The sequence below is a fragment of the Burkholderia sp. ABCPW 14 genome, from assembly GCF_001523835.1.
Taxonomy (GTDB): Bacteria; Pseudomonadota; Gammaproteobacteria; order Burkholderiales; family Burkholderiaceae; genus Burkholderia; species Burkholderia mayonis.
In genome coordinates this window covers 30,757-56,843 of record NZ_LOVS01000148.1, presented here as the reverse complement: position 1 = coordinate 56,843, position 26,087 = coordinate 30,757, and the positions used below count along the sequence as shown (strand labels likewise).

At 66.4% G+C, this 26,087-nt stretch carries 21 protein-coding genes; 17 read left to right on the top strand and 4 right to left on the bottom strand.

From position 1 onward, the window contains the following. Positions 1 to 184: 184 nt before the first annotated feature. Positions 185 to 1,471, bottom strand: coding sequence for an SGNH/GDSL hydrolase family protein (locus WS62_RS23445; protein WP_066575902.1), 1,287 nt, complete (start codon positions 1,469 to 1,471; stop codon positions 185 to 187). A 363-nt stretch (positions 1,472 to 1,834) separates the two neighbouring features. On the opposite strand from WS62_RS23445, the gene paaA reads away from it, so the two are divergent. The 8 genes from paaA (at position 1,835) to WS62_RS23405 (ending at position 8,193) form a co-directional block, all read left to right on the top strand. Continuing rightward, complete coding sequence (paaA, locus tag WS62_RS23440) at positions 1,835 to 2,833, top strand: 1,2-phenylacetyl-CoA epoxidase subunit PaaA (protein WP_066575901.1); 999 nt, start codon at positions 1,835 to 1,837, stop codon at positions 2,831 to 2,833. Positions 2,834 to 2,886: 53 nt separating this feature from the next. Beyond that, positions 2,887 to 3,171: a 1,2-phenylacetyl-CoA epoxidase subunit PaaB gene (gene paaB, locus WS62_RS23435; RefSeq protein WP_066575909.1), complete on the top strand. Its 285-nt coding sequence runs from the start codon at positions 2,887 to 2,889 to the stop codon at positions 3,169 to 3,171. Positions 3,172 to 3,181: 10 nt separating this feature from the next. After that, positions 3,182 to 3,985: a 1,2-phenylacetyl-CoA epoxidase subunit PaaC gene (paaC, locus tag WS62_RS23430; protein WP_066575899.1), complete on the top strand. Its 804-nt coding sequence runs from the start codon at positions 3,182 to 3,184 to the stop codon at positions 3,983 to 3,985. Between the two features lie 31 nt (positions 3,986 to 4,016). Continuing rightward, on the top strand, positions 4,017 to 4,631 hold the full coding sequence (gene paaD, locus WS62_RS23425; RefSeq protein ID WP_066575890.1) for a 1,2-phenylacetyl-CoA epoxidase subunit PaaD: 615 nt from the start codon (positions 4,017 to 4,019) through the stop codon (positions 4,629 to 4,631). Between the two features lies 1 nt (position 4,632). Beyond that, on the top strand, positions 4,633 to 5,721 hold the full coding sequence (gene paaE, locus WS62_RS23420; protein WP_066575887.1) for a 1,2-phenylacetyl-CoA epoxidase subunit PaaE: 1,089 nt from the start codon (positions 4,633 to 4,635) through the stop codon (positions 5,719 to 5,721). A 121-nt stretch (positions 5,722 to 5,842) separates the two neighbouring features. Continuing rightward, on the top strand, positions 5,843 to 6,673 hold the full coding sequence (locus WS62_RS23415) for a DUF1835 domain-containing protein (RefSeq protein ID WP_066575885.1): 831 nt from the start codon (positions 5,843 to 5,845) through the stop codon (positions 6,671 to 6,673). 28 nt (positions 6,674 to 6,701) lie between these two features. After that, on the top strand, positions 6,702 to 7,301 hold the full coding sequence (locus WS62_RS23410) for a TetR/AcrR family transcriptional regulator (RefSeq protein ID WP_066490797.1): 600 nt from the start codon (positions 6,702 to 6,704) through the stop codon (positions 7,299 to 7,301). A gap of 244 nt (positions 7,302 to 7,545) precedes the next feature. Further along, complete coding sequence (locus WS62_RS23405; protein WP_010106994.1) at positions 7,546 to 8,193, top strand: GNAT family N-acetyltransferase; 648 nt, start codon at positions 7,546 to 7,548, stop codon at positions 8,191 to 8,193. Positions 8,194 to 8,278: 85 nt separating this feature from the next. On the opposite strand, the gene WS62_RS23400 is transcribed toward WS62_RS23405, so the two are convergent. Next, positions 8,279 to 8,794, bottom strand: coding sequence for an Lrp/AsnC family transcriptional regulator (locus WS62_RS23400; RefSeq protein WP_059471412.1), 516 nt, complete (start codon positions 8,792 to 8,794; stop codon positions 8,279 to 8,281). Positions 8,795 to 8,946: 152 nt separating this feature from the next. Between WS62_RS23400 and hppD the strand changes: the two genes are divergently transcribed. Continuing rightward, the gene (hppD, locus tag WS62_RS23395; RefSeq protein ID WP_066575882.1) at positions 8,947 to 10,044 is read left to right on the top strand and encodes a 4-hydroxyphenylpyruvate dioxygenase; all 1,098 of its coding nucleotides are present in this window, start codon (positions 8,947 to 8,949) and stop codon (positions 10,042 to 10,044) included. Between the two features lie 164 nt (positions 10,045 to 10,208). On the opposite strand, the gene WS62_RS23390 is transcribed toward hppD, so the two are convergent. Next, a complete protein-coding gene (locus WS62_RS23390) occupies positions 10,209 to 10,406 on the bottom strand; it encodes a hypothetical protein (protein WP_066575880.1) in 198 nt (65 codons plus the stop codon). Positions 10,407 to 10,725: 319 nt separating this feature from the next. Between WS62_RS23390 and WS62_RS23385 the strand changes: the two genes are divergently transcribed. Further along, positions 10,726 to 14,307, top strand: a complete 3,582-nt coding sequence (locus WS62_RS23385; RefSeq protein WP_066575878.1) for an indolepyruvate ferredoxin oxidoreductase family protein — start codon at positions 10,726 to 10,728, stop codon at positions 14,305 to 14,307. Between the two features lie 309 nt (positions 14,308 to 14,616). Here the strand turns inward: WS62_RS23385 and WS62_RS23380 are convergent, their stop codons facing one another. Then, entirely contained in the window at positions 14,617 to 16,887 is a 2,271-nt protein-coding gene (locus WS62_RS23380; RefSeq protein ID WP_066575876.1) for an NADP-dependent malic enzyme, read from the bottom strand. 528 nt (positions 16,888 to 17,415) lie between these two features. Between WS62_RS23380 and WS62_RS23370 the strand changes: the two genes are divergently transcribed. The 7 genes from WS62_RS23370 to WS62_RS23340 all read left to right on the top strand — a co-directional run bounded on the left by WS62_RS23370 (position 17,416) and on the right by WS62_RS23340 (position 25,131). Further along, the gene (locus WS62_RS23370; RefSeq protein ID WP_066575872.1) at positions 17,416 to 18,102 is read left to right on the top strand and encodes an orotate phosphoribosyltransferase; all 687 of its coding nucleotides are present in this window, start codon (positions 17,416 to 17,418) and stop codon (positions 18,100 to 18,102) included. A 469-nt stretch (positions 18,103 to 18,571) separates the two neighbouring features. Further along, the gene (locus WS62_RS23365; RefSeq protein WP_066575870.1) at positions 18,572 to 19,168 is read left to right on the top strand and encodes a YbhB/YbcL family Raf kinase inhibitor-like protein; all 597 of its coding nucleotides are present in this window, start codon (positions 18,572 to 18,574) and stop codon (positions 19,166 to 19,168) included. A gap of 209 nt (positions 19,169 to 19,377) precedes the next feature. Further along, the gene (locus WS62_RS23360) at positions 19,378 to 19,947 is read left to right on the top strand and encodes a flavodoxin family protein (RefSeq protein WP_066575869.1); all 570 of its coding nucleotides are present in this window, start codon (positions 19,378 to 19,380) and stop codon (positions 19,945 to 19,947) included. A gap of 160 nt (positions 19,948 to 20,107) precedes the next feature. Then, positions 20,108 to 21,052 (top strand): N-acetyl-gamma-glutamyl-phosphate reductase, encoded by a 945-nt coding sequence (gene argC, locus WS62_RS23355; RefSeq protein ID WP_066575906.1) that lies wholly within the window; start codon positions 20,108 to 20,110, stop codon positions 21,050 to 21,052. A gap of 475 nt (positions 21,053 to 21,527) precedes the next feature. Beyond that, the gene (locus WS62_RS23350; RefSeq protein ID WP_066575868.1) at positions 21,528 to 22,901 is read left to right on the top strand and encodes a DUF2957 domain-containing protein; all 1,374 of its coding nucleotides are present in this window, start codon (positions 21,528 to 21,530) and stop codon (positions 22,899 to 22,901) included. Positions 22,902 to 23,027: 126 nt separating this feature from the next. Beyond that, positions 23,028 to 24,284 carry a DUF2957 domain-containing protein gene (locus WS62_RS23345; protein ID WP_066575867.1) on the top strand — a complete coding sequence of 419 codons (1,257 nt, stop codon included), beginning with the start codon at positions 23,028 to 23,030 and terminating at the stop codon, positions 24,282 to 24,284. Positions 24,285 to 24,300: 16 nt separating this feature from the next. Then, positions 24,301 to 25,131, top strand: a complete 831-nt coding sequence (locus WS62_RS23340; RefSeq protein WP_066490828.1) for an OmpW/AlkL family protein — start codon at positions 24,301 to 24,303, stop codon at positions 25,129 to 25,131. Positions 25,132 to 26,087: the final 956 nt, after the last annotated feature.

Here is a 26,087-nt window from a genome sequence, read left to right as displayed (position 1 = left end):
CGACTAACCCGCCAACCGTCTCGCCCCGAGCACCGGAACTTCCCATCTCCCCCTTTCGCGCTACGTTTCCGTTACCGCGAAAGAGGCGTGATTCTAGGCACCATTCCGCTTTCGCGCAAGTCCTTTTTAAGGGTCTCATTAAATTTCTTGTATCGACGTGGCGCACCCCGTCGATACAGCGCGTTCACCGGCGCCCGGCAGCGGCCACCAATCGCTCCAGCGGCACCGCGTCGGCCATCGCCGCATACCCCGCATCGCTCGGGTGAATATCGTCACCGCTGTTATAGCGGCGCTGCAGTTCCGACGGCTTCGCCGGATCGCGCAGCGCGGCATCGAAATCCACCACACCGTCGAACGCACCCGAGGTCCGAATCCACTCGTTGACCTGGCGGCGGATCGCCTCGCGCGCAGGCGGCAACGACGCAGGCGTCAGCGTCGCACCGAACACAGCGACGCCGCGCACATGCGCAGCAGCAATCACCCGGCGGTAGCCTTCAATCAGCGCCTGTGCGTCGACCTGCGTGTGCGGCGCGTCGCAATCGAGCCCCAAACGGGCGGGCATCGCCGCGAAATTGATGTCATTGATGCCGATCAGCAGCACCGCGACCTTCACGCCGGCGCGCGACAGCACGTCACGCTCGAAACGGCGCTCGAGCGCGACGCCGTAGCAACGGGAATCGCTCAGCAGCCGGTTCCCACTGATGCCGAGATTCACCACGCCGATGTCGCGCGCTCCCGCTCGCTCGAGGCGAGCCGCGAACGCGTCCGGCCAGCGCCGATTGCGGTTCTGGCTCGAGCGCAGGCCGTCGGTGATCGAATCGCCCACCGCCGCGATTGTCGCCGCGCCCGGCTGCGCCGCCTCGACCGAGAGCTCGGCCACCCATGCGGACTGTGTGAAGCGCGTTCGGTATGCGTCGGGCGCAACGTCACCCGTATGGTTGCCCGGCGTGGACACGTAATTGACCTGATTCGCGACACGATGCCAGGCCGTCATCGTCTGGCGGCCATCCATATATAGACTGAGCGCGTATGGTTCGCCGGCCGTCACGTCGTACGCGATCGGATCGCTTTCCCGCTCCTGACCAGCCGGCATCTCGATCTCGCGTCGTCCGCCAAACGTCACGGCAGCCGAACGGCCGTCCGTCACTGCGGCGCCGCCCGCCGAGCGGCCGATGCTCACCTCGCCGATCACGAGCGGCGTCTTGCCGTACGCATTGCTCACGCGCACACGGATCGCCCGTCCCGAGAGCGTCGGATAGACGATCTGGCGGACAGTGCGGCCCGCAACGTCCGGCGCACGATACAGCGGCGGCGGTGCCGCGAGATCCGGAATCGGCTGCAGCGCCGCCGCCCATGACGCGACCCAGCGGGTCGGCTGTGTCGGCGCGGTGGCTTGCGCGGCGCTGGCCGTCTGTGATGCGGCAAGCGCGAGACCGCATGAAAGAGCGGAAAGCCAACGTCGGAACGTCATTCGAAACTCCTCGCAGCAAAGCTTTGGATTGTGCCTGATGTCGGTCCGCGCGCTCCGTTGAACGAGGGACGAATGCTCGGCGCCGGCTTGCCGGTTCTCGGGCCGCTGACCGCTGACCGCTGACCAGCAATCCATCAATCCACCAAGCCGGGGTTCGGGGTTCGGCGGGTCGGACGTTTCGGAACAGAACTCAGGCGTCTCCCCCGCAACCCCGTGCAATCCTTCAGCAGAACCGGCATGCCACCTGCGGCAAATCGCCATCACCCGATCCGCGAATCTCGCCCATCCGCTAAAATGATCTATTAACCGACCGGTCGGTTGGTTTATACTGCGTGAACATTCCACCTGGACGAGAACATCGCCATGTACACGCAATCCCTCGACATCCCCGGCAACGTCGCGCCGCTCGATGCCGCCGCCGATTCGCCCGAACAAGCCGGATTCGATGCCGTCATCGCCGCCGACGGCAAGATCGAACCGCAGGACTGGATGCCCGACGCATATCGCAAAACACTCGTGCGGCAAATCTCGCAGCACGCGCACTCGGAAGTCGTCGGCATGCTGCCGGAAGGCAACTGGATCACGCGTGCGCCGAGCCTGAAGCGCAAGGCGATCCTGCTCGCCAAGGTCCAGGACGAAGCCGGTCACGGCCTCTATCTATATAGCGCCGCGGAAACACTCGGCGTGTCGCGCGACGCGCTGATCGACGCACTGCACGCAGGCAAGGCCAAGTATTCGAGCATCTTCAATTATCCGACCCTCACGTGGGCGGACGTCGGCGTGATCGGCTGGCTCGTCGACGGCGCCGCGATCATGAACCAGATTCCGCTCTGCCGCTGCACGTACGGCCCGTACGCGCGCGCGATGATCCGCGTCTGCAAGGAGGAATCGTTCCATCAACGGCAAGGTTTCGACGCACTGCTCGCGATGATGAAAGGCACCGACGCGCAGCGCGCGATGGTGCAGGACGCGGTGAACCGCTGGTGGTGGCCCGTGCTGATGATGTTCGGCCCGCCCGACGCCAATTCCGTCCACAGCAACCAGTCGGCCAAATGGGGGATCAAGCGGATCTCGAACGACGACCTGCGGCAGAAGTTCGTCGACGCAACGGTCGAGCAGGCCAAGGTGCTCGGCGTCACGCTGCCCGACCCCGATCTCAAGTGGAACGACGCGCGCGGCCATTTCGACTACGGCGCGCTCGACTGGGACGAATTCCGGCGCGTCGTCAACGGCGACGGCCCGTGCAACACGGAGCGCCTCGCAACCCGCGTGAAGGCGCACGACAACGGCGCGTGGGTCCGCGAAGCCGCGCTTGCGCATGAGGAAAAGCGCCGCCGCCGCGCGCAGCAGCAAGCGGCATGACGCGCGCGAAGCGCGACGCCGCCATCCGTATTCAGGAGATTCAGGAGAAAGCGATGAACCAAGAATGGCCAATCTGGGAAGTCTTCGTGCGCAGCAAGCAAGGGCTCGACCACAAGCATTGCGGGAGTCTGCACGCGGCCGACGCGTCGATGGCGCTGCGCATGGCGCGCGACGTCTATACACGCCGCCAGGAAGGCGTGAGCATCTGGGTCGTGCCGTCGGCGGCGATCACCGCGTCCGATCCGAACGAAAAGGCCGAGATGTTCGAACCGGCGGGCGACAAGATCTATCGTCATCCGACGTTCTACACGCTGCCCGACGAAATCAACCACATGTGAGCGGCAGGCCATGACGACGACCCCACAACACCTCGCCTACGTGCTGCGCCTCGCCGACAACGCGCTGATCCTCGGTCAGCGCAACGCCGAATGGTGCGGCCACGGCCCGGTCCTCGAGGAAGACATCGCGCTCACGAACATGAGCCTCGACCTGATCGGCCAGGCGCGTCTGCTGTATACGCACGCGGCCGAGCTCGAGCGGCAGCTCACCGGCGCCGCGCGGACCGAGGACGACTACGCGTACTTCCGCACCGAGCGCGAATTCGCGAACTACACGTTCGTCGAGCTGCCGCACTACGGCCCGCTCTGCGGCACCGCGCACGCGGAGCTCGACTACGCGGTGACCGTCGTGCGCAACTTCTTCTATTCGACGCTGATGCTGCATGTCTGGAGCGCGCTCGAGGCGTCGGGCGACGCGCAACTCGCGGCGATCGCGGCGAAGTCGCTGAAGGAGACGCGCTATCACGCGCACCACGCGCGCGAATGGCTGATCCGCTTCGGCGACGGCACCGATGAATCGCATCGCCGCGCGCTCGCCGCGCTCGACTATCTGACGCCGTACACGCGCGAGTTCTTCGCGGCGGACGCCGTCGACGGCGCGGCGGCCGCGGCCGGCATCGGCCCGGCAATCGCGTCGCTCGAGCCGGCATGGCGCGCGGACGTCGACGCGACGCTCGCCGAAGCGACGCTCGCGCTGCCCGCGGCCGGCCAGTACGTGCCGACCGGCAAGCGCGGCGAGCACTCCGAGCACATGGGCTATCTGCTCGCGGAGCTGCAAAGCGTCGCGCGCCAGTATCCGGGCGCGTCCTGGTAAGCCCCGGCGCGACGAATGACGGAGCCAGACGATGTCAGCCCTCCCCGCATCCACCCCCGATCAAACGACCGCCGCCATCGGCCGCGCCGCCGCCGCGCACGGCGACGATCCGCTCGTCTCCCGCGCGTGGGTCGCGCTCGAGGCCGTGCCCGATCCGGAAATTCCGGTTGTGTCGATCCGCGATCTCGGCATCCTGCGCGACGTGCGTCGCGCCGCTGACGGCATGCTCGAAGCCGTCATCACGCCGACCTACTCCGGCTGCCCGGCGATGCAGCAGATCGCGGAGGACATCGACGCCGCGCTTCGGCAGGCCGGCATAGCGCCGCACCGCATCGTGACCGTGCTCGCGCCCGCCTGGACGACCGACTGGATCACCGCCGACGCCCGCGAGAAACTCCGCGCCTATGGCATCGCGCCGCCCGTCGGCCAATGCGGCGGCGGCGGGGGCGGTACCGGTACCGGTACCGGCACCGCTCCCGCGCAGCGCGTCGTGCGCTTCATGCCGAAGCCGCTCGTCGCGCCCGTCTGTCCGCGCTGCGGCTCCGCGCACACCGAGCGGCTCGCGCAGTTCGCGTCGACCGCGTGCAAGGCGCTCTATCGCTGCGTCGACTGCCGCGAACCCTTCGACTACTTCAAACCTTATTGATATGGCGACTCCGCAATTCCATCCGCTGCGCATTCGCGACGTGCGGCCCGAGACCGCCGACGCCGTCACGGTATCGTTCGAGGTGCCCCCCGAGCTGCGCGACGCGTACCGCTTCACACAGGGCCAGTTCGTCACGCTGAAGGCACACGTCGACGGCGAGGAAACCCGCCGCTCGTACTCGATCTGCGTCGGCACGACCGACTACGACCGCGACGGCGAGTTGCGCATCGGCATCAAGCGCGTGCGCGGCGGCCGCTTCTCGAACTTTGCGTTCGATACGCTCCAGCCAGGCCATATGATCGACGTGATGACGCCGGACGGCCGCTTCTTCACGCACCTGAACGCCGACCACGGCAAGCAGTACGTCGCGTTCGCTGGCGGCTCGGGGATCACGCCCGTGCTCGCGATCGTCAAGACGACGCTTGAGCTCGAGCCGCGGAGCGCGTTCACGCTGATCTACGGCAATCGCAGCGTCGACTCGATCATGTTCGCCGAGGCGCTCGAGGATCTGAAGAACCGCTTCATGGAGCGATTCGTTCTCTATCACGTGCTGTCGGACGACCTGCAGGACGTCGAGCTGTTCAACGGCGTGCTCGACCAGACCAAATGCACCGCGTTCCTCGAATCGCTCGTGCCCGCCGCGACGATCGACGAAGCATTCATCTGCGGCCCGGCGCCGATGATGGATGCCGCCGAGGCCGCGCTCGCCGCGGCCGGCGTGCCGCACGAGCGGGTGCATGTCGAGCGCTTCGGCACGCCGCTGCCGCAGGCGGGCGTGCCCGCCGTCGAGATCACCGACGACACGCCCGCCGCCGACCTCGAGATCGTACTCGACGGCAAGAAGCGCAAGCTGCGCCTGCCGTACGAAGGCGTGAGCCTCCTCGACGTCGGGCTGCGCGCGGGCCTCGCGCTGCCGTACGCGTGCAAGGGCGGCGTCTGCTGCACGTGCCGCGCGAAGGTGCTCGAAGGCGAGGTGCGGATGGAGAAGAACTACACGCTCGAGCCGCAGGAGATCGCCGACGGCTTCGTGCTCACCTGCCAATGCCATCCGGTCAGCGACAAGGTCGTCGTCAGCTACGACGATCGATAGGCGGCGTCTTGCCGCGCGGTTACTCGCCACCGCCCATCTCGCTTACACTAGGGGCCGCCCGCGGGCCGGACGCACGATGCGCCGGCTCCCGGGCGGCTTTTCTCATGTTGACGACAGGCCAATGAGCACCATCCACGTGACCATGGGCGGCTCCGCCGCCGCTTCTCTTCGCATCGCGCTCGCCGACGCGGGCCGCGACGAAAGCGTCGTCGAGCTGTTCGACGATCTGTCGGTCGGCCCGCTGCGCGGCGCCGACGACACGCGGGACGTCCGCGCGGCGTTCTGGGAGCGCGTGATCGGCGACGTGCCGCAGGACTGGACGGCCGGGCTCGACGACGACTTCGCGAAACTCGAGACGCTCGCGGCCGGCGCGGGCCAGATCGTCGTCTGGCACGCGCACAGCGTCGCCGATCAGCTGATGCTGAGGCGCGTCGCCTATCATCTGCGCAACACGCCGCAGCGCCTCAATGAGGTGCGGCTGTCGAGCGCGGATATCGACGATCCGCAGGCGTGGGTGCGGCTGCGCGCCGACCAGGCGACGGCCACCGGCATCTTCTCGCCTGCCCAGCTCCTCGCGAAGCTGCCGGAAGCGGCGCCGATCTCGGTGCTGCGGATCAGCCGGCTCGCGCTCGAATGGCAGGAAGCGAAGCAGGCGAACGCCGAGCTGCGCTACTGGATCTGCAACACGTTCAAGAGCGGCCACTACGCGGACATCGACGCGCTCGTGCTTGAGCATGCGCCCGACGAATGGGGTCCCGCCGCGCGCACGGTCGGCGCCGTGATGGCGTTCGCCGACCGCGGCCACCTGTTCGTCGGCGACACGATCGCGTTCTGGCGCTGCCGTGAGCTCGCGGCGGCCGGCCACATCGAGCTGCAAGGTGCCTCCCATTCGATCGCCCCTCTGAAGACGGCGGCGCTGCGCGTCGCGCCCGCCGTCGCCGTCCCCCGCTAACCCGCCCCCGCGTCACGCACCGAATCACATGGCCCGCACCCGAGCCCCCGATCACGAATCCCAGCGCGAGCAGATCCTCGATCTCGCCGCCGCCAAGTTTGCGCAGACGAGCTACCCGAGCACGTCGATGACCGACCTCGCGAACGCGAGCGGCACGTCGAAGGCGCGGCTATATCACTATTACGAGGGCAAGGAAGCGATCCTGTTCGACCTGCTCGACCGCTACACGAAGCGGCTGATGCTGATCATCGCCGAGGTCGAGGGTGCGAGCCAGCGGCGCGGGCTCACCGAGCGCGAGGCATTCGCCGAGCTCGTACGGGCGTTCCTCGCCGAATACGAGACGTCGCACAGCCGCCACGTCGCGCTGCTGAACGACGTGAAGTACCTCGAGGATACGCAGCGCCAGATCATCCTCGACCGCCAGCGCGACATCGTCGCCGCATTCGCGCGCCAGCTCGCGCGCGCGTATCCGGAGCGGATCTCGAAGGACAACCAGACGCCCGTGACGATGATGGTGTTCGGGATGATCAACTGGACGTTCACGTGGCTGAAGCCGGGCGGCCGCCTCGGCTATCGCGACTTCGCCGAGCAGGTGATCGGCATGATCGAGCACGGCCTGGGCGGCTGAATCGTCTGATTTATTGCAGAGCAGCAAGCGTTGCGCCAACGTAACAGTTCGACGCTTTGCCTACACGCCTGTCAAAAATCATTAAAACTCCAATAAAAACATAGACTTACATTCTCGAATCAGCGAGTCTAGAGTCCAACCTCAACACGAATATCCGGGTTTTCCCCAGTCTCCGCACGGCCGTTCGGCTAAAATTGCGCTGCGCTGCACAAATCCGCTGCATGGTCTTTTTGAGGAACCCACGATGAACAAGCCAGACCTTCGCCCTGCCGATGCGGTCGGCGTCGCCGGTCCCGCGCCAGTTCTCGTTCGGGAACTGGCTTCCGGCGACCGTCAACAACTGCTCACCCACTTTCTCGCGCTCGACGAAGACGATCGTCTGCTGCGCTTCGGCCAAGCGGTGCCCGATCACGTGATCGAGAACTACGTCCGCACGATCGACTTCGGCCGCGACACCGTGTTCGGCGTGTTCGACCACGCGCTCGAGCTGATCGGCGTCGGCCATCTCGCCTATCTGCCCGCGGAAGGCGACAAGCGCACCGCCGAATTCGGCGTGTCGGTGCTCGAGCGCGCGCGCGGCCAGGGCGTCGGCTCGAAGCTGTTCGAACGCGCCGCGATCCGCAGCCGCAACACGCACGTCACGACGTTGTACATGCACTGCCTGTCGCGCAACGCGACGATGATGCACATCGCGAAGAAGTCCGGAATGCGCATCGAGTACGCGTACGGCGAAGCCGATGCGTACCTGTCGCTGCCACCCGCCGACCACTCGACGATCATCGCCGAGATGATGCAGGAGCAGGCGGCCGTGTTCGACTACGCGCTCAAGCGCCAGGCGCGACGCGCGACGCAGATCTTCGAATCGCTGCTGCCCGCGGGCCTCACCGCGTAACGCGCGGCGCTTCGCATCCGCCGAGCAGGAACGAAAACGGGCGGCCCGCAACGGGCCGCCCGTTTCCTTTTCGGCGACGCAGGATTCACCGGATCGGCAGCGCGGTCGTCTCCTTGAAGCGCTCGAGCGAGAAGCTCGTCTTCACGTCGATCACCGACGGATGATGCAGCAGTTGCTCCTGCATGAAGCGCGAGAAGTGCGCCATGTCCTCGACTTGCACGCGCAGCAGATAGTCCATGTCGCCCGTCATCGCGTGGCACGCGACGACCTCCGGCCACGCCTGCACCGCCGCGCGGAACAGCTCGGCGTGCGTCGCGCCCGCGCGCGCGGACGTCTCGTCGCCGCGCGCGGGCACAACACCGCCGCGCTTCTCCAGGCGCACGCTCACGTAGGCGAGCAGGTCGAGCCCGAGCTTCTGCGGGTCGAGCAGCGCGACATAGCCGGTAATGACGCCCATCTCCTCGAGCCGGCGGATCCGCCGCAGACACGGGCTCGGCGACAGATTCACTCGCTCGGCGATGTCCTGGTTCGACAAGCGCCCGTTCTCCTGAAGAATCGCAAGAATGCGCCGGTCAATCGCATCCAATTCCACGTGCGCCATTTCCTGCCTCCCTGCCTGTTCGTGCGGACGAGAAATTGCGCAAGCGTAGCGTTACACGACCAAGTTCGCAAGTTTCCGCCCTGCCCGCCCCGCTACACTTTGCCGCAGATACTCACCTAAGACACATGCCCCGCCGAGGGCTAGGAGACGCCATGCAATTCCCCACCTGGGACAATCCCGTCGGCACCGACGGCTTCGAATTCATCGAATACACCGCCCCCGATCCGAAAGCGCTCGGCCAACTATTCGAACGGATGGGCTTCACCGCGGTCGCCCGCCACCGCCACAAGGACGTGACGCTGTACCGCCAGGGCGACATCAACTTCATCATCAACGCCGAGCCGGCCTCGTTCGCGCAGCGCTTCGCGCGGCTGCACGGGCCGTCGATCTGCGCGATCGCATTCCGCGTGCAGGACGCCGCGAAGGCGTACAAGCACGCGCTCGAGCTGGGCGCATGGGGCTTCGACAACAAGACGGGCCCGATGGAGCTGAACATCCCGGCGATCAAGGGGATCGGCGATTCGCTGATCTATTTCGTCGACCGCTGGAAAGGCAAGAACGGCGCGAAGCCGGGCGCGATCGGCGACATCAGCATCTACGACGTCGATTTCGAGCCGATTCCGGGCGCCGATCCGAACCCGGTCGGCCACGGCCTCAGTTACATCGATCACCTGACGCACAACGTCCATCGCGGCCGGATGCAGGAATGGGCGGCGTTCTACGAGCGCCTGTTCAACTTCCGCGAGGTCCGCTACTTCGACATCGAAGGCAAGGTGACGGGCGTGAAGTCGAAGGCGATGACGTCGCCGTGCGGCAAGATCCGGATTCCGATCAACGAGGAAGGCTCGGACACCGCAGGCCAGATCCAGGAATACCTGGACGCGTATCACGGCGAAGGCATCCAGCACATCGCGCTCGGCGCGACCGACATCTACAAGGCGGTCGACGGCCTGCGCGCGAAGAGCGTGGCGCTGCTCGACACGATCGACACGTACTACGAGCTCGTCGATCGCCGCGTGCCCAACCACGGCGAGCCGCTCGACGAACTCCGCAAGCGCAAGATCCTGATCGACGGCGCGCGCGACGACCTGCTGCTGCAGATCTTCACCGAAAACCAGATCGGGCCGATCTTCTTCGAGATCATCCAGCGCAAGGGCAACCAGGGCTTCGGCGAAGGCAACTTCAAGGCGCTGTTCGAATCGATCGAGCTCGATCAGATCCGCCGCGGCGTCGTGCAGGACAAGGCGTAAGCGAGACCGCGCGAAGCGCCGCCGCCGAACCCGCCGCGCGCCGAGCGCGGCCGCACAAACAGAAAGGGCGGGAATCCCGGGATTCCCGCCCTTTTGCGTTATCGATCATCGGGCGACGGACAGACGGTCGCCTGCCTTCGCGCCGCCTCGCCTGCCGCGGTTTTTCACATCCGCGTCACGCCGCGCGCGTTCGTCGCGGCGCCCGCGAGCGCCGGCGCCTGCGCACCGCCTGCTGCCGCAAGCTGCAGCATCTGGGTGCTCGCCGTCGCCAACACGCTCGCGCCTTCCGAGCGCGCCGGCCCGCTCATCGCGAAAAACGCCGCGGACACCATCAGGAAATTCTGGATATATCGAGTCTTCATTGCACCTCCATTGCAACCGTCCGGCACGCATTCGCGCCGCCAGCACGAGCCGGCGCCGCCCGGCGCAACCGGACAGGGCCCTAGAGACTAACGGCATTCGCCGCGCGAGGCCCGCCGTTTTACATGCGCTTACAGCCTGTAACGCATTGATTCCTCACGTTTTCGGGTTGCATGCCACCGATTTTTGAAGCGCAGCGGCGGGTTTTTTCCAGTGCTACCATCGAGCGAAACCCGCCAATATTCGGGCCGACTGACGCGTCCACAAGACGCCGACGCGCCGATAGTTTTGACGATCCCGAACCGGGTGAGGAGACACCGCATGAACGCCCCGCTAGACGCAGGCCAGCGCGCATCGCTCGAAGCCGCGCTGCAATCCGTCACGCTAGACGACAAATACACGCTCGAACGCGGCCGCGCGTACATGAGCGGCATTCAGGCGCTCGTGCGCCTGCCGATGCTTCAGCAGGAGCGCGATCGCGCCGCCGGCCTGAATACCGCCGGCTTCATTTCCGGCTACCGTGGCTCGCCGCTCGGCGGGCTCGATCTGTCGCTGTGGAAGGCGAAACAGCATCTCGCCGCGCACCGGATCGTGTTCCAGCCCGGCCTCAACGAAGACCTCGCGGCGACGGCCGTCTGGGGTTCCCAGCAAGTCAATCTGTATCCGGGCGCGAAGCATGACGGCGTGTTCGCGATGTGGTACGGCAAGGGCCCGGGCGTCGACCGCACGGGCGACGTGTTCAAGCACGCGAACTCGGCCGGCTCGGCGCCGCACGGCGGCGTGCTCGTGCTCGCGGGCGACGATCACGCGGCGAAGTCGTCGACGCTCGCGCATCAGTCGGAGCACATCTTCAAGGCATGCGGGCTGCCCGTGCTGTTCCCGTCGAACGTGCAGGAATATCTCGATTTCGGTCTGCACGGCTGGGCGATGAGCCGCTACTCTGGCCTGTGGGTCGCGCTGAAGTGCGTGACGGACGTCGTCGAATCGTCGGCTTCCGTCGACATCGATCCGCATCGCACCGAAATCGTGCTGCCGTCCGACTTCATCATGCCCGACGGCGGCCTGAACATCCGCTGGCCCGATCCGCCGCTCGTGCAGGAAGCGCGCCTGCTCGACTACAAGTGGTACGCGGCGCTCGCGTACGTGCGCGCGAACAAGCTCGACCGCATCGAGATCGATTCCCCCAACGCGCGCTTCGGCATCGTCACGGGCGGCAAGGCGTACCTCGACGTGCGCCAGGCGCTCGTCGATCTCGGTCTCGACGACGAAACCTGCGCGCGGATCGGCATTCGTCTCTACAAGGTCGGCTGCGTGTGGCCGCTCGAGGCGCAAGGCGCGCAAGCGTTCGCGCGCGGGCTCGACGAGATCCTCGTCGTCGAGGAAAAGCGCCAGATTCTCGAATACGCGATCAAGGAAGAGTTGTACAACTGGCCGGACGGCCAGCGACCGCGCGTATTCGGCAAATTCGACGAGAAGGACGGCGCGGGCGGCGAATGGTCGGTGCCGATGGGCAACTGGCTGCTGCCCGCGCACTACGAGCTGTCGCCCGCGATCATCGCGAAGGCGATCGCGACGCGGCTCGACAAGTTCGAGCTGCCGTCCGACGTGCGCGCGCGGATCGCCGCGCGGATCGCGGTGATCAACGCGAAGGAGACCGCGCTCGCGAAGCCGCACGTGACGATCGAGCGCAAGCCGTGGTTCTGCTCTGGCTGCCCGCACAACACGTCGACGAACGTGCCCGACGGCTCGCGCGCGATCGCGGGCATCGGCTGCCACTACATGACCGTCTGGATGGACCGCAGCACGAGCACGTTCAGCCAGATGGGCGGCGAAGGCGTGCCGTGGATCGGCCAGGCGCCGTTCACCGACGAAAAGCACGTGTTCGCGAACCTCGGCGACGGCACCTACTTCCACTCGGGCCTCCTCGCGGTTCGCGCGGCGATCGCGTCGAAGGCGAATATCACGTACAAGATTCTCTACAACGACGCGGTCGCGATGACGGGCGGGCAGCCTGTCGACGGCGTGCTGACGGTGCCGCAGATCACGCACCAGCTCGCGTCGGAAGGCGCAAAAAGGATCGTGATCGTCACCGACGAGCCGCAGAAATACGACGGCCACACGTCGCTGCTCGCGCCGGGCGTGACGATCCATCATCGCGATCGCCTCGACGACGTCCAGCGCGCGCTGCGCGAGATCGAAGGCACGACGATCCTGATCTACGACCAGACCTGCGCGACCGAGAAGCGCCGCCGCCGCAAGCGCGGCGCGTACCCGGATCCGGCGAAGCGCGTCGTGATCAACGAGGCGGTCTGCGAAGGCTGCGGCGACTGCTCGGTGCAGTCGAACTGCCTGTCGGTCGAGCCGCTCGAGACCGAATTCGGCACGAAGCGGCAGATCAACCAGTCGACCTGCAACAAGGATTTCTCGTGCGTGAAGGGCTTCTGCCCGAGCTTCGTGACCGTCGAAGGCGGCAAGCTCCGCAAGCCGAAGGCCGTGTCGGCCGACGCGCGCGCGCTGCCGCCGATCCCCGAGCCGGCGCTGCCCGCGATCGACCGCGCGTACGGCGTGCTCGTCACGGGCGTCGGCGGCACCGGCGTCGTGACGATCGGCGCGCTGCTCGGGATGGCCGCCCACCTCGAAAGCAAAGGCGTGACGGTGCTCGACGTGACGGGCCTCGCGCAAAAGGGCGGCGCGGTGATGAGCCACGTGCAGATCTCGCACGCGCCCGCCGATATCCACGCGACCCGCATCGCGATGGGCGAAGCCGATCTCGTGATCGGCTGCGACGCGATCGTCACGGCGGGCGACGAATGCACGTCGCGGATGCGTCACGGCGTGACGCGCGTCGTCATCAACAGCGCGAAGACGCCGACCGCCGAGTTCATCAAGAATCCGCAGTGGTCGTTCCCGGGCGCGAGCGCCGAGCTCGACATCCGCGCGGCGGCGGGCGATGCGGTCGATCTCGTCGACGCGAGCCACTTCGCGGTCGCATTGCTGGGCGACGCAATCTACACGAATCCGTTCGTGCTCGGCTACGCGTGGCAGCGCGGCTGGCTGCCGCTCACGCACGCATCGCTCGTGCGTGCGATCGAGCTGAACGGCGTGCAGGTCGAGCAGAATCGCGCGGCGTTCGAATGGGGCCGTCGCGCGGCCTTCGATCCGGCGAGCGTGCGCGCTGCGGCGGCGGGCGGTGTGCAAGCGGGCGCGACGGTGATCTCGCTACATACGAAGAAGGCGATCGACGCACTGATCGCGTCGCGCGTCGAGCATCTGAGCACGTATCAGAACGCCGCGTACGCGGCGCGCTTCTCGGCCGTCGTCGACAAGGTGCGCGAAGCCGAGCGAGCGCTCGGCGCCGACACCGCGCAGGAGCCGCTCACCGAGGCGATCGCGCGCAATCTCTACAAGCTGATGGCGTACAAGGACGAGTACGAGGTCGCGCGGCTGCAGTCCGATCCGGCGTTCGTCGCGAAGCTCGCCGAGCAGTTCGAAGGCGACTGGAAGCTCAGGTTCCACCTCGCGCCGCCGCTCTTCGCGAAGAAGGATGCGCGCGGCCGCCTCGTGAAGCGGCAATACGGACCGTGGATGATGCCGGCGTTTCGCGTGCTCGCGAAGCTGAAGTTCCTGCGCGGCACCGCGCTCGACGTGTTCGGCCGCACCGACGAACGGCGCACCGAGCGCGCACTGATCGGCGAATACGAGGCGCTCGTGCACGAGCTGCTCGACGGCCGGCTCACGCGCGACACACTGCCGCTCGCGATCGAGCTCGCGAGCCTGCCGGACGGCATCCGCGGCTACGGGCACGTGAAGGAAAACAACCTGCGCGCGGTGCGCGTGAAGTGGGAGCGGTTGCTCGCGCAGTGGCGCTCGCCGGAGGGCGGCCAGACGCGCAACGTCGCGTAGCGCGGCGGCCCGCGATCCGCCGCGCCGGCGACGGCGCAAACCGCGCGTGCAACGACGCGACGACGCGACGCCGGGCCCGCCACCGGCGCACGCGGGCATCGGCGTTCACCGCCGGGCGAACATGCGACGCTCGTCGCACGACAACGGCGCGACGGCGGGCACGACAAATCCAGCGCCCGCAAATCGCTAGCCTCGCACGCCGCGCATGCGCCAATGAAAAAAGGCAGCCGCCCGACCGGGCGACCGCCTTTCCTTTCGTCTCGACGCCGCATGCCGGGAAGGCTTGCGGCGCCCGTGTCCGTCCGCGCGTTACTTCACCTGAACGTTCGCCGCGGCGACGGCCGTCATGTTGATGATCCGACGCACGGTCGCGGCCGGCGTCAGGATGTGCACCGGCTTGCTCGCGCCGAGCAGGAACGGGCCCACCGTCACGCCTTCACCGCCGACCATCTTCAGCAGGTTGTACGCGATGTTCGCCGCCTCAACGTTCGGCATGATCAGCAGGTTCGCCTCGCCCGACAGCGTCGTGCCGGGGAACGCGGCCTTGCGGACCACTTCGGAGAGCGCCGCGTCGCCGTGCATTTCGCCGTCGACTTCGAGGTGCGGCGCACGCTCGACGATCAGCTTGCGCGCTTCGGCCATCCGGCGCGACGACGCCGACGGCGCGCTGCCGAAGTTCGAGTTCGACAAGAGCGCCGCCTTCGGCGTGATGCCGAAGCGCTCGATCTCGGCCGCGGCCTGGATCGTCATGTCGGCGAGCTGCTCGGCGCTCGGCTGCTCGTTCACGTACGTGTCGCACATGAACAGGTTGCGGCCCGGCAGCATCAGCAGGTTCATCGCCGCGAAGTGCTCGGCGCCCGACGCGCGGCCGAGCACCTGCTCGATGAACTTCAGGTGGCTGTGATACGTGTCGATCATCCCGCAGATCATGCCGTCGGCGTCGCCGAGGTGCACGAGCATCGCGCCGATCAGCGTGTTGAACTTGCGCAGCGCGGCCTTCGCGACTTCGGGCGTCACGCCGTCGCGCGCGCCGATTTCGTGGTATGCCTGCCAGCATTGCTGGTAGCGCGGATCGTCCTCCGGATTGACGATCTCGAAATCGACGCCGCCCGTGAGCTTCGAGCCGATCTTCTTGAGACGCATCTCGACGACGGACGGCCGGCCGACGATGATCGGCTTCGCGATCTTTTCCTGCAGCACGAACTGCGCGGCGCGCAGCACGCGCTCGTCCTCGCCCTCGGCGAACACGATGCGCGCGGTCTTCGTCTTCGCGGTCGCGAACACGGGACGCATCACCATGCCGGTGCGGTAGACGGTCGCGCCGAGCTGCTCGCGGTACGCATCCATGTCGGCGATCGGGCGCGTCGCGACGCCCGAATCCATCGCGGCCTGCGCGACGGCGGGCGCGATCTTGATGATGAGGCGCGGATCGAACGGCTTCGGAATCAGGTATTCCGGGCCGAATTCGAGCGAGTGGCCTTCATACGCCTTCGCGACTTCCTCGCTCTGGTCGGTTTCCTGCGCGAGCTCGGCGATCGCGCGCACGCACGCGAGCTTCATCTCTTCGGTGATCGTCGTCGCGCCGACGTCGAGCGCGCCGCGGAAGATGAACGGGAAGCACAGGACGTTGTTGACCTGGTTCGGGTAGTCGGAGCGGCCCGTCGCGACGATCGCGTCCGGGCGCACCGCCTTCGCGTCTTCCGGACGGATTTCCGGCTCCGGGTTCGCGAGCGCGAGGATGAGCGGCCTGTCCGCCATCGTCTTCACCATGTCCTGCTTCAGCACGCCCGCGCTCGAGCAGCCGAGGAACACGTCCGCGCCCTGGATCGCGTCGGCGAGCGTGCGCGCGCCGGTCGTCGCCGCGTAACGCTGCTTCGACGGATCGAGATTGCCGCGCCCTTCGTAGATCACGCCCTTCGAATCGGCGACGAGCACGTTCGCCTTGTCGAGGCCGAGCTTCACGAGCAGGTCGAGACACGCGATCGCCGCCGCGCCCGCGCCCGAGCAGACAAGCTTCACGCTCGACAGGTCCTTGCCGACCACCTTCAGGCCGTTCAGGATCGCCGCCGACGCGATGATCGCGGTGCCGTGCTGATCGTCATGGAAGACGGGGATCTTCATCCGCTCGCGCAGCTTCTGTTCGATGTAGAAGCACTCGGGCGCCTTGATGTCCTCGAGGTTGATGCCGCCGAGCGTCGGCTCGAGCATCGCGATCGCCTCGACGAGCTTGTCCGGATCGGACTCGGCGAGCTCGATGTCGAACACGTCGATGCCCGCGAACTTCTTGAACAGGCACCCCTTGCCCTCCATCACCGGCTTCGCGGCCAGCGGGCCGATGTTGCCGAGGCCAAGCACCGCGGTGCCGTTCGTCACGACGCCGACGAGATTGCCGCGCGACGTGTATTTCTGCGCGTCGAGCGGATCGGCGTAGATCGCGTCGCACGCCGCGGCGACCCCCGGCGAATATGCGAGCGACAGATCGAGCTGGTTCGACAGCGGCTTGGTCGGCGTGACCGAAATCTTGCCGGGTTTCGGATTCTGGTGATAGGCGAGAGCGGCCTGCTTCAGTTGTTCGTCCATGATTGACCTGCGAGAAACATGCGTAATTATCTAAAGACTCAGTACCGAGCACCGGGAGCCGCGGATGTGGGAATCGAGGGGATGGTCGACTGCGGCGGCCGTCGCGAGCCGGATCGGCGCGACATGTAACCTTGGCGGGTGGCAAGCGGGAAGTACAAAGCACCGAGCAAATACTTAGGGTCGCCTAGTGTACACCGCGTGCAAGCCCGTCAGTTGCTGCGCCGCGGCAGCCCGTTGCTTCGGCATGCTTCCTTTCAATGCCGCAAGCAAGCGGCAAATCCGCCTGTCCGGACGCTCGCGCGACGCCTGCGGCCACCATCCGGCCGCCGAAAATCTGCCGCCCGGACGGCGTCGCGCGCCTCGAAAAGCGCCCAAATCGGGTAAAATCGCGGGCTACGCGCGCAGCGAAGCGGCTCGACGCCGGCGGTCACGCCCACGTCGGCCCGCAGCCCGGCCCTCACGGCCGGAATCACGCGAGCTGCGCCATCGGGCCGCGCCCGCCCCTCGCTCACCATCAAGGAACGCCCCATGACAGGCTTCGATCGTCAGACGATCTCCGACACGACCGCCAAAATCCTGCTCGAAGTGCAAGCGGTGCACTTCAATGCCGACAAGCCCTTCATCTTTACGTCCGGATGGGCGAGCCCCGTCTACATCGACTGCCGCAAGCTGATCTCGTTTCCGCGCGTGCGCCGCGGCCTGATGGAGATGGCGGAGGCGACGATCCTGCGCGACGTCGGCTTCGAGCAGATCGACGCGGTCGCGGGCGGCGAAACCGCCGGCATCCCGTTCGCGGCCTGGATCGCCGACCGGATGATGCTGCCGATGCAGTACGTGCGCAAGAAGCCGAAGGGTTTCGGCCGCAACGCACAGATCGAGGGTTATCTGGAGGAAGGCTCGCGCGTGCTGCTCGTCGAGGACCTGACGACCGACAGCCGCAGCAAGATCAACTTCATCAACGCGCTGCGCACGGCGGGCGCGAAGGTGAACCACTGCTTCGTGCTGTTCCACTACGACATCTTCAAGGAAAGCGTATCGGTCCTGAAGGACATCGACGTCGACCTGCACGCGCTTGCGACGTGGTGGGACGTGCTGCGCGTTGCGAAGGCGTCGGGCTACTTCGAAACGAAGACGCTCGACGAAGTCGAGAAATTCCTGCACTCGCCGGCCGAATGGTCGGCCGCGCACGGCGGTGCGACGGGCGCGCAGGCGTAACGCGAGCCCGCTTCGCCAGCGAGAAATCCGCGCTGCGCAAAAAACCGCCTGCCGTCGATGACGGCGGGCGGTTTTTTTTATGCGCGCGCTCGCGGTCGACGCGATCTTTCGGTCAGGCGTGCCGCGCACCGCCGACCGCGCCTCTCGAATGCTCGCCCGCTCGTTCGTCACCGGCTCCCGGTGCCGGGCTGCGCCCACCGCCTGCCGCTTTTTGTCGCGCCGCCGCCGCGTTTCCAGCCGCCGTTGCACGTCGCTTCCGTGCCGAGGTGCGCGCACCCGCGCCGTCCCGTCGGCAACAACCATCCCGCCGCCGGAGCCGACGGCATGCGCCGTCGCGCGAAGTTGACGAGACTGCCGCCGCCATGCGTCCCCTAATGCTAGACTTGCCTTCATATTCGGGTTCGAGCATCACATCTCGACAACGATCAGCGCCGGGTCACCCCGGCTCAAGTGACGGGAGAAGGGCCATATGCGTGTGGGTCGCCGAGTCGTTCCCCCTGGTTCGCCCCGTCGTCTGCTCTCGCTCGCCCTCGCCTGCGTCTCCCTTTTCGATCTGCCCGGCGGTTCGCGCGCGCTCGCCGAAGACGCGTTCACACTGACGAGCGACGACCTGCGCCCCGGCGGGCGCGTCGGCGCCGTGCTCGTGTTCAATCACGGCGACTGCAAGGGCGGCAACCGCTCGCCGCAACTCGCCTGGCGCCACCCGCCGCCCGGCACGAAGGGCTTCGCCGTCACGATGTTCGATCCCGACGCGCCCGGCCGTGGCTGGTGGCACTGGGCCGTCGCCGGCATCCCGGCGAACGTGTCGAGCCTGCCCGCCGACGCGAGCGCGTCCGGCTATCTGCGCAAGCTCGGCGCGACCGAGGCGCGCAACGATTTCGGCGTCGACGGCTACGGCGGCCCGTGTCCGCCGCCCGGCAAGCCGCACCGCTACGTGATCACCGTCTACGCGCTGAAGGCGACCGACTTGCGCGTCGCGACGGGCCGCCCCGCGCAAATGTTCGACCACGAGATCGGCACCGAGACGATCGGCTCCGCGCAGCTCGTCGTCACATACGGCCGCTAGTCTCCGGCGAGGTGCGGCGCGCCCGCGATTCGCGCTAGATTCGCTCCATCCAGGAAATTCAGTCGCACGCGACAGCGGTCGTACGCGTCATTTCGCACCGCTACACTCTTTTCGCCTGCCGTCCGCACGCGTCGCCGCGGGCAGCCATCGTCCGCCGCGCGGCCCGTCCGGGACGCGCGGCTTCGTCGTCTCATCTTGGAGAAACGGGAATGTCGAATATCGTCATCGTCTATCACAGCGGCTACGGCCACACGAAAAAGCTCGCCGATTCCGTGCTCGCGGGCGCGCAGGACGCGGGCGCGAACGCGCGGCTCGTCGCCGTCGGCGATCTCGACGACGCCGGCTGGGCCGCGCTCGACGCCGCCGACGCGATCGTCTTCGGCGCGCCGACCTACATGGGCGGCCCGTCGGCCGACTTCAAGAAGTTCGCCGATGCGACGTCGAAAGCGTGGTTCGGCCAGAAATGGAAGGACAAGATCGCGGCGGGCTTCACGAACTCCGCGTCGATGAACGGCGACAAGTTCTCGACGATCCAGTATTTCGTCACGCTCGCGATGCAGCACGGGATGGTGTGGGTCGGCACGGGCCTGCTGCCCGCGAACACGAAGGCGTCGACCCGCAATGACATCAACTACGCGGGCGGCTTCACCGGCCTCCTCGCGCAATCGCCGTCGGACGCGTCGCCCGACGAGGCGCCCGCGGGCGGCGATCTCGAGACCGCGAAGGCGTTCGGCGCGCGCGTCGCGGCCGCGACCGCCCGCTGGCTCGCCGGCCAGTGATCCGCGCGTGATCCGCCCTTGATTCGCCAAGGGGCCGAATCACTTATGCCGCCCGGCCGGCTTTTTTCGGCCGGGCCGGTTACGATGCCGCGCATCACGTCTTAGAATGGCGTTTTTCACGGCGGCGATGCGCCGCCCGCCCCGATCCAGCGAGAGCGAGATGAGCACGAAAGTTTTTGTCGACGGCCAGGAAGGCACGACCGGTCTGAAGATCTTCGAATATCTGTCCGCGCGCAGCGACGTCGAAATCCTGCGCATCGACGAAGCGAAGCGCAAGGACGTCGACGAGCGCCGCCGCCTCATCAACGCGTCGGACGTCACGTTCCTGTGCCTGCCCGACGCCGCGTCGCGCGAATCGGCGACGCTCGTCGAGAACCCGGACACGACGCTGATCGACGCGAGCACCGCGTTCCGCACGAGCGCCGACTGGGCGTACGGCCTCCCCGAGCTGAACCGCGCGCAGCGCGAGCGCATCCGCACCGCGAAGCGCATCGCGGTGCCGGGCTGCCACGCGTCGGCGTTCGTGCTCGCGATGCGCCCGCTCGTCGACGCGGGCGTCATCGCACCGGATTTCGCCGCGCACAGCTACTCGATCACGGGCTACAGCGGCGGCGGCAAGAAGATGATCGCCGATTACGAAGCGGGCGGCGCGAAGCTCGCGAGCCCCCGTCCGTATGCGCTCGGCCTCGCGCACAAGCATCTGCCGGAGATGGCCGCGCACACGGGCCTCGCGAGCGCGCCGATCTTCACGCCGATCGTCGGGCCGTTCTACAAGGGCCTCGCCGTCACCACGTACTTCACGCCGAGCCAGCTCGCAAAACGCGTGACGCCGCAGGACGTGCAGCGCGTGCTCGCCGAGCACTACGCGGGCGAGGCGTTCGTGCGCGTCGCGCCGTTCGACGCGGGCGAGAACCTCGACGAAGGCTTCTTCGACGTGCAGGCCTGCAACGACACGAATCGCGTCGACCTCTTCGTGTTCGGCACAGCGGAGCGCTTCGTCACGGTCGCGCGGCTCGACAACCTCGGCAAGGGCGCGTCGGGCGCCGCGATCCAGTGCATGAACCTCAACGTCGGCGCGGCCGAGGACACGGGGCTCAAGCGCTGAACGACACATTGCTTGCAGCGCGAGACAAGCCGGCCCGAGAGGCCGGCTTTTTATTGCATCGAATGAGAATTGAAAGACATTAAAATAATGTCACGGCATTAACAGACATTTACAAACTTTCATTTCCGCCCAAAAACAAATCTCTAAAATCTCAAAGCCGTAATGACTATCCCGAATAGGGATTCACCCGATGCGCATGCTTAAAACGCTTGGCCCAACACCGCCACCCACAAACAAAACCCTGTAAAAACAAGGATTAGCGCACCTCGCCAGGCGAATTTCAAACGCTCATCTCGTTTTAATCCGCCCGCCTCCGCCTCTTGTTTCGGCATCCCGAATACAATCAAATGTTTAAATCGTCTTATTTAGACGGTTCCATCAATTGACAGCCGAAAACGGCGCAGCCAAATTAACCCACACAATTAAACACATTGGAGACAGAGGCATGTCGGACGCCTTTTCGAAAGGGGTGGCAATGGCCATAGCCGTCGCCCCTTTGTTTGCCGCTTGCAGTGGAGGGGGCGGCGGCACCCCGGCCCCCATCAACGTTCCGCAATGCTCCGGCGCGAGTTGCGGCGTCCAGGGACCGCCGAGCTCGGCCGCGGGCAATACGTCGCTTTGCCCCGCCACCGCGGACATCGGCAGCAGCACGTATCTCGGCGGCGCAGGCAGCGGTGAAATCGTGAGCCTGAACATCAACGCGGCCACGATGACGTACACGCTCAAGTGGCTCGAGTCGCCGATTCCGCTCGCGACCGGCACGGTCACGCCGACGCGCGCCGGCACGACGATCACGGGCAGCGTCGCGCACCCGCCCGCCGGCACGCTGCCGACCGCCGAGCAGACGCGCTGCGCGTTCGTGCTGCTGCCGGGCAGCGGCACGTCGCCCGCGACGAACTCAACCTACTCGACCGCAGCGGACTTCAACCAGGCGAACCCGCCGATGATCCTCGTCGGCTTCGGCGTCGCGGGCGGCGGCATTCCGGGCGCGACGGTCCAGTACAGCGGCCTCACGATCATCCCGGGCGTGCTGCAGAACGTCGGCCAGGTGCCGCAGCGCCATTTCGACTTCTATCCGTTCCTCGCCTTCTCGAACACGACGACCGACGTGACGAAGCTCGCCGGCACGTACAACGCGCTGCTGTACCACTCGGTGCCGTCGAGCAACTATGCAACGAAGGGGATCAATTCGAGCGAGACGTTCGATTCGAACGGCGCGTGCACGTCGACGAGCACGTCGGGCTGCATGACGACGGGCAACCCGTGGACGTCGAGCGGCAGCGGCTACTTCAACAGCACGCAGGCGCCGCAGGTGCTGCCGCAGACGCAGTTGCCGCTCATCGGCGCGACGGGCAAGTCGGCGGTCGCGCACATGGTGCTCGGCCAGTTGAACGGCGCGACCGTGCCAGTCGTCGTGCGCACGGGCAACGTGAACCTCGGCACGCCGCCGCTGCACACCGACGCGCAGGTCGACGACGAATCCGGCATCGCGGTGCTCGGGCCGGCAAAGGCGCTCGCGCTGGGCAGCGTCGACGGCGGCTACGCCGGTGCGGACTCGAACTTCAAGTACACGGCGACGGTGGTCAAGGGGACGACGGCCACGTTCGTCAATCCGAGCACGCAACAGGCGGAAACCGGCCTCAACCTCGACTACGGTCAGTCGACGCCGGGCCTCCTCGGCGTCACGACGACCGATACGTCGGCGCCGGGCTTCGTGATCGCAAACGGCGGACTGTTCGCGGCGCTGATCCAGGGCACCGTCAACGGCGGGATCACGCAGAGCTCGGCGATTGCAGGACAGACGCCGTCCGCGCCGTACTTCGGCGTCGGCGCGCAAGTCAGCAAGTAACGAGATCCGAACGCACGATCCGGCGCGACGCATCGCGCCGGATCGTGCCGCAGCGGGCAAGATCGAGAGCGGCCGACAGGGAGCTGGCCGCCGGATAAAGACAATTTTGGAGTTTGGAGGAGCAACATGAAGCAGCGGAATCTCATTTTGGCGATGGCCTGCGCCGCGCCCTTCATTTCGGCGTGCAGCGGCGGCGGTGGCGGCAGCGATTCGCAACCGCTCGTCGAAACGGCGCTGTGCCCGTCGACGGTCGACTACAGCACGGTCTACACGGGCGGCGGCGGCGACGGCGAACTCGTCAAACTGCAGATCGACACGACGAAGCTCACCTGGCAGATCACCTTCGTCGAATCGCCGGTTCCGAAGACGACGGGCACCGCGGCGCCGACGCGCGCGGGAACGATGCAAAGCGGCACGCTCACGCAGGAAACGCTGCTGCCGACCCACAAACTCAACAACTGCGCGTTTCGCCTGAACGGCGCGAGCCTCGATCCGAACCGGCCGGCACGCATCTTCCTCGGCATGGGCATCGTCGGCGGCACGATTCCGGGCGCGGAAATCCAGTTCGGCGGCCTGCTCGGCCAGGGCGCGATACCCGACACCAAGTTCCCGTACTATCCGTTCATCGCGTTCACGACGCTCGAAACCAACATCGCCAAGCTCGCCGGCACGTACAGCCAGCTCGGCTACGGCCAGGTAGGGTCGCAGGGCTTCGCGCCCGTGACGATCGACGCGAAGGTGACGATCAACGCCGACGGCACGTGGACCCGTTGCGACTCGACTGGCATCTATGCGGGCACGTGCCGCCAGCCCGGCACGAACCTCGTGCAATCGCCGGACGGCACCGGCGCGTTCGAGACCGATCACTTCCAGAGCCAGCTGAAGCCGACGCTCTCGACTATCCCGCAAGCGAAGGGCTTCCTCATCGTCGGCAAGGTGAACAACCAGTTCGTGCCGGTCATGATCCGCACGGGCGTCGCCAACCCGAACCCGACGCCCGACGCGAACGGCGTGCCGGGCCTCACCGCCGACGACGAAGCGAGCATCTCGCTCCTCGCGCCGCAGACGGCGATCAACGTCGGTTTCGTCAACGGCGAATACATCGGTGTCGACAGCCAGTTCGACTACCGTTCGACGGTGCTCGTCGACAAGCAGGCGACGCTTCTCGATCCGTTCAATGCGTCGCAAGCATCGCTCGCCACCGCGCTCAATCTCGACTACACGCAGACGGTGCCGGGCACGATCACGTCGACGCACGTCGGCGCGAGCAGCTCGACGCCGACCGGCAAGTTCATCTTCACCGGAGCGGGCGGGGCATTTGGCTTCCTCGATATGTCGAATTCGTCGTCGCCGTATTTCACGGTCGGCGCCTTCGTGCAATAAGCGCCAGGGAGGCCGTATGAAAAAAATACTCTGCGCGGCGCTCGGCGCCGCCGCATTGACGCCGCTCGCCGCTCACGCGCAAAGCGCGGGCAGCAACGTCGTCACGCTCGGCTGGTTCCATGTGATGCCGCAGCAAAGCACCACGCCGCTCACGACGAGCGTCGCGCCGACGCCGATCAACACGCCGCTCGGGCTGACCGGGTCGTTCACGTCGCCGGGCACGGGCACGCGCACGAGCGGCGCGGACACGGTCGGCCTGACCACGAGCCACTTCCTGACCGACAACATCGCGGTCACGACAGTGGCGGGCGTGCCGCCCGTCTTCAAGATCACCGGGCAAGGCACCATCCGCCCGCCCGGACCGGCGGGCGCGCTCGCGTCGCAAAACCTCGGCGATCCGCAGATCAACCCGATCGTCAAGAGCGTGCGCCAGTGGAGTCCGGCCGTGCTGTTCCAGTACTACTTCGCGCAGGCGAACTCGAGGGTCCGGCCGTTCGTCGGCATCGGCGTGTCGTACAACTGGTTCAGCGATCTTCAGTTGAACCGCAACTTCGTGAAGTCGACGCAGGACAACCTCGGCGCCGTGCTCGCCGCGGGCGCCGGCAAGCCGGGACCGACGCAGGTGTCGGCGAAGGCGTCGTCGTCGTGGCAGCCGGTGTTCAATGCGGGCATTACGTACAACTTCACCGATCACTGGGGCCTGCTCGCATCGGTCACGTACATCCCGCTGAAGACGACCTCGACGGTGACGATCAAGGCCGCCGACGGGACGGTGCTGGCGGAATCGAAGAACGATCTGAAGGCGGATCCGATCGTCAGTTTCGTCGCGGTGTCCTACAAGTTCTGACGGAGGGCCGGCGCGGGCGTGGCTCGGATGCGATGAAATTGAGTAGGGTGAGGGGTTACCCCCTCAGCCCTCTCACACCACCGTACGTGCGGTTCTGCATCCATAACAGGCTTCGAGATCATCCGTCCTACTCTCGGCATTCACTGTTCAGGCCTTCGGTCCCGGTATTCTTCGGCTCTCCGCCTTCGCCTTGACCTACTATGCCTTCTGCTGACTTCTGCTTCCGTGTCCCGCCGCCTCTCGGCCACGGTAGCTGGCCGTACCGCCCCAGCACAGAAACAGATCTCCCCGGGTATTGCGCACCCACCTTCACGCTTATGCCTGTCGGATCTACGTAGCAACGTCGGGGCAAGTTTCGGGCTTCGGTGAATTGGGACACCTTACCCAGTCGCCACGCCTCGTATCCGCTTCCTGTTCGTCAGGCCACCGCTTTGCCATCCGGCTTCCTTCAGACTCCCAGTCACCCGGGAAACCCTTGCCTTCGGCTAACTCTTCCCCTTGCCCGGCGAGTAGAGGATTTTCACCTCCGAGTGAATGCGCCCTGCCGGGCGCACACAAAAAAAAGCCCGCCTGAAGAGGCGGGCTGAATCCATATCAGAGGAGACATGGAGGAGACGGTTCAAACTATACCGGTTTGTTTGACGCAATGCAACATTTCCATCGAGAAAATACGGATTTTCCCTTGAATGCAGGCTCTAATGAGCCGGCATTTTTGCTTCGTCCCCTGATCTTCGTCGGCGGGTCGCTCGGCGCGATGCTGGCGGGTGCGGCGCGGCGTGGGCGTGAGCACGGGCTGGGGCGGGTATACGCGGTGGGCTTCGCGTTCGCGCCGGACTGGATCGCCGGGCGGCGGCGAACGAAACGCGGAAAAAACGACGCCCCGCGTCGTCGCCAACGCGGGGCGTTTTCGCCGCTTACGGAAGCGCGATCGGGGCGTGCTTCGATTCATCGATGCG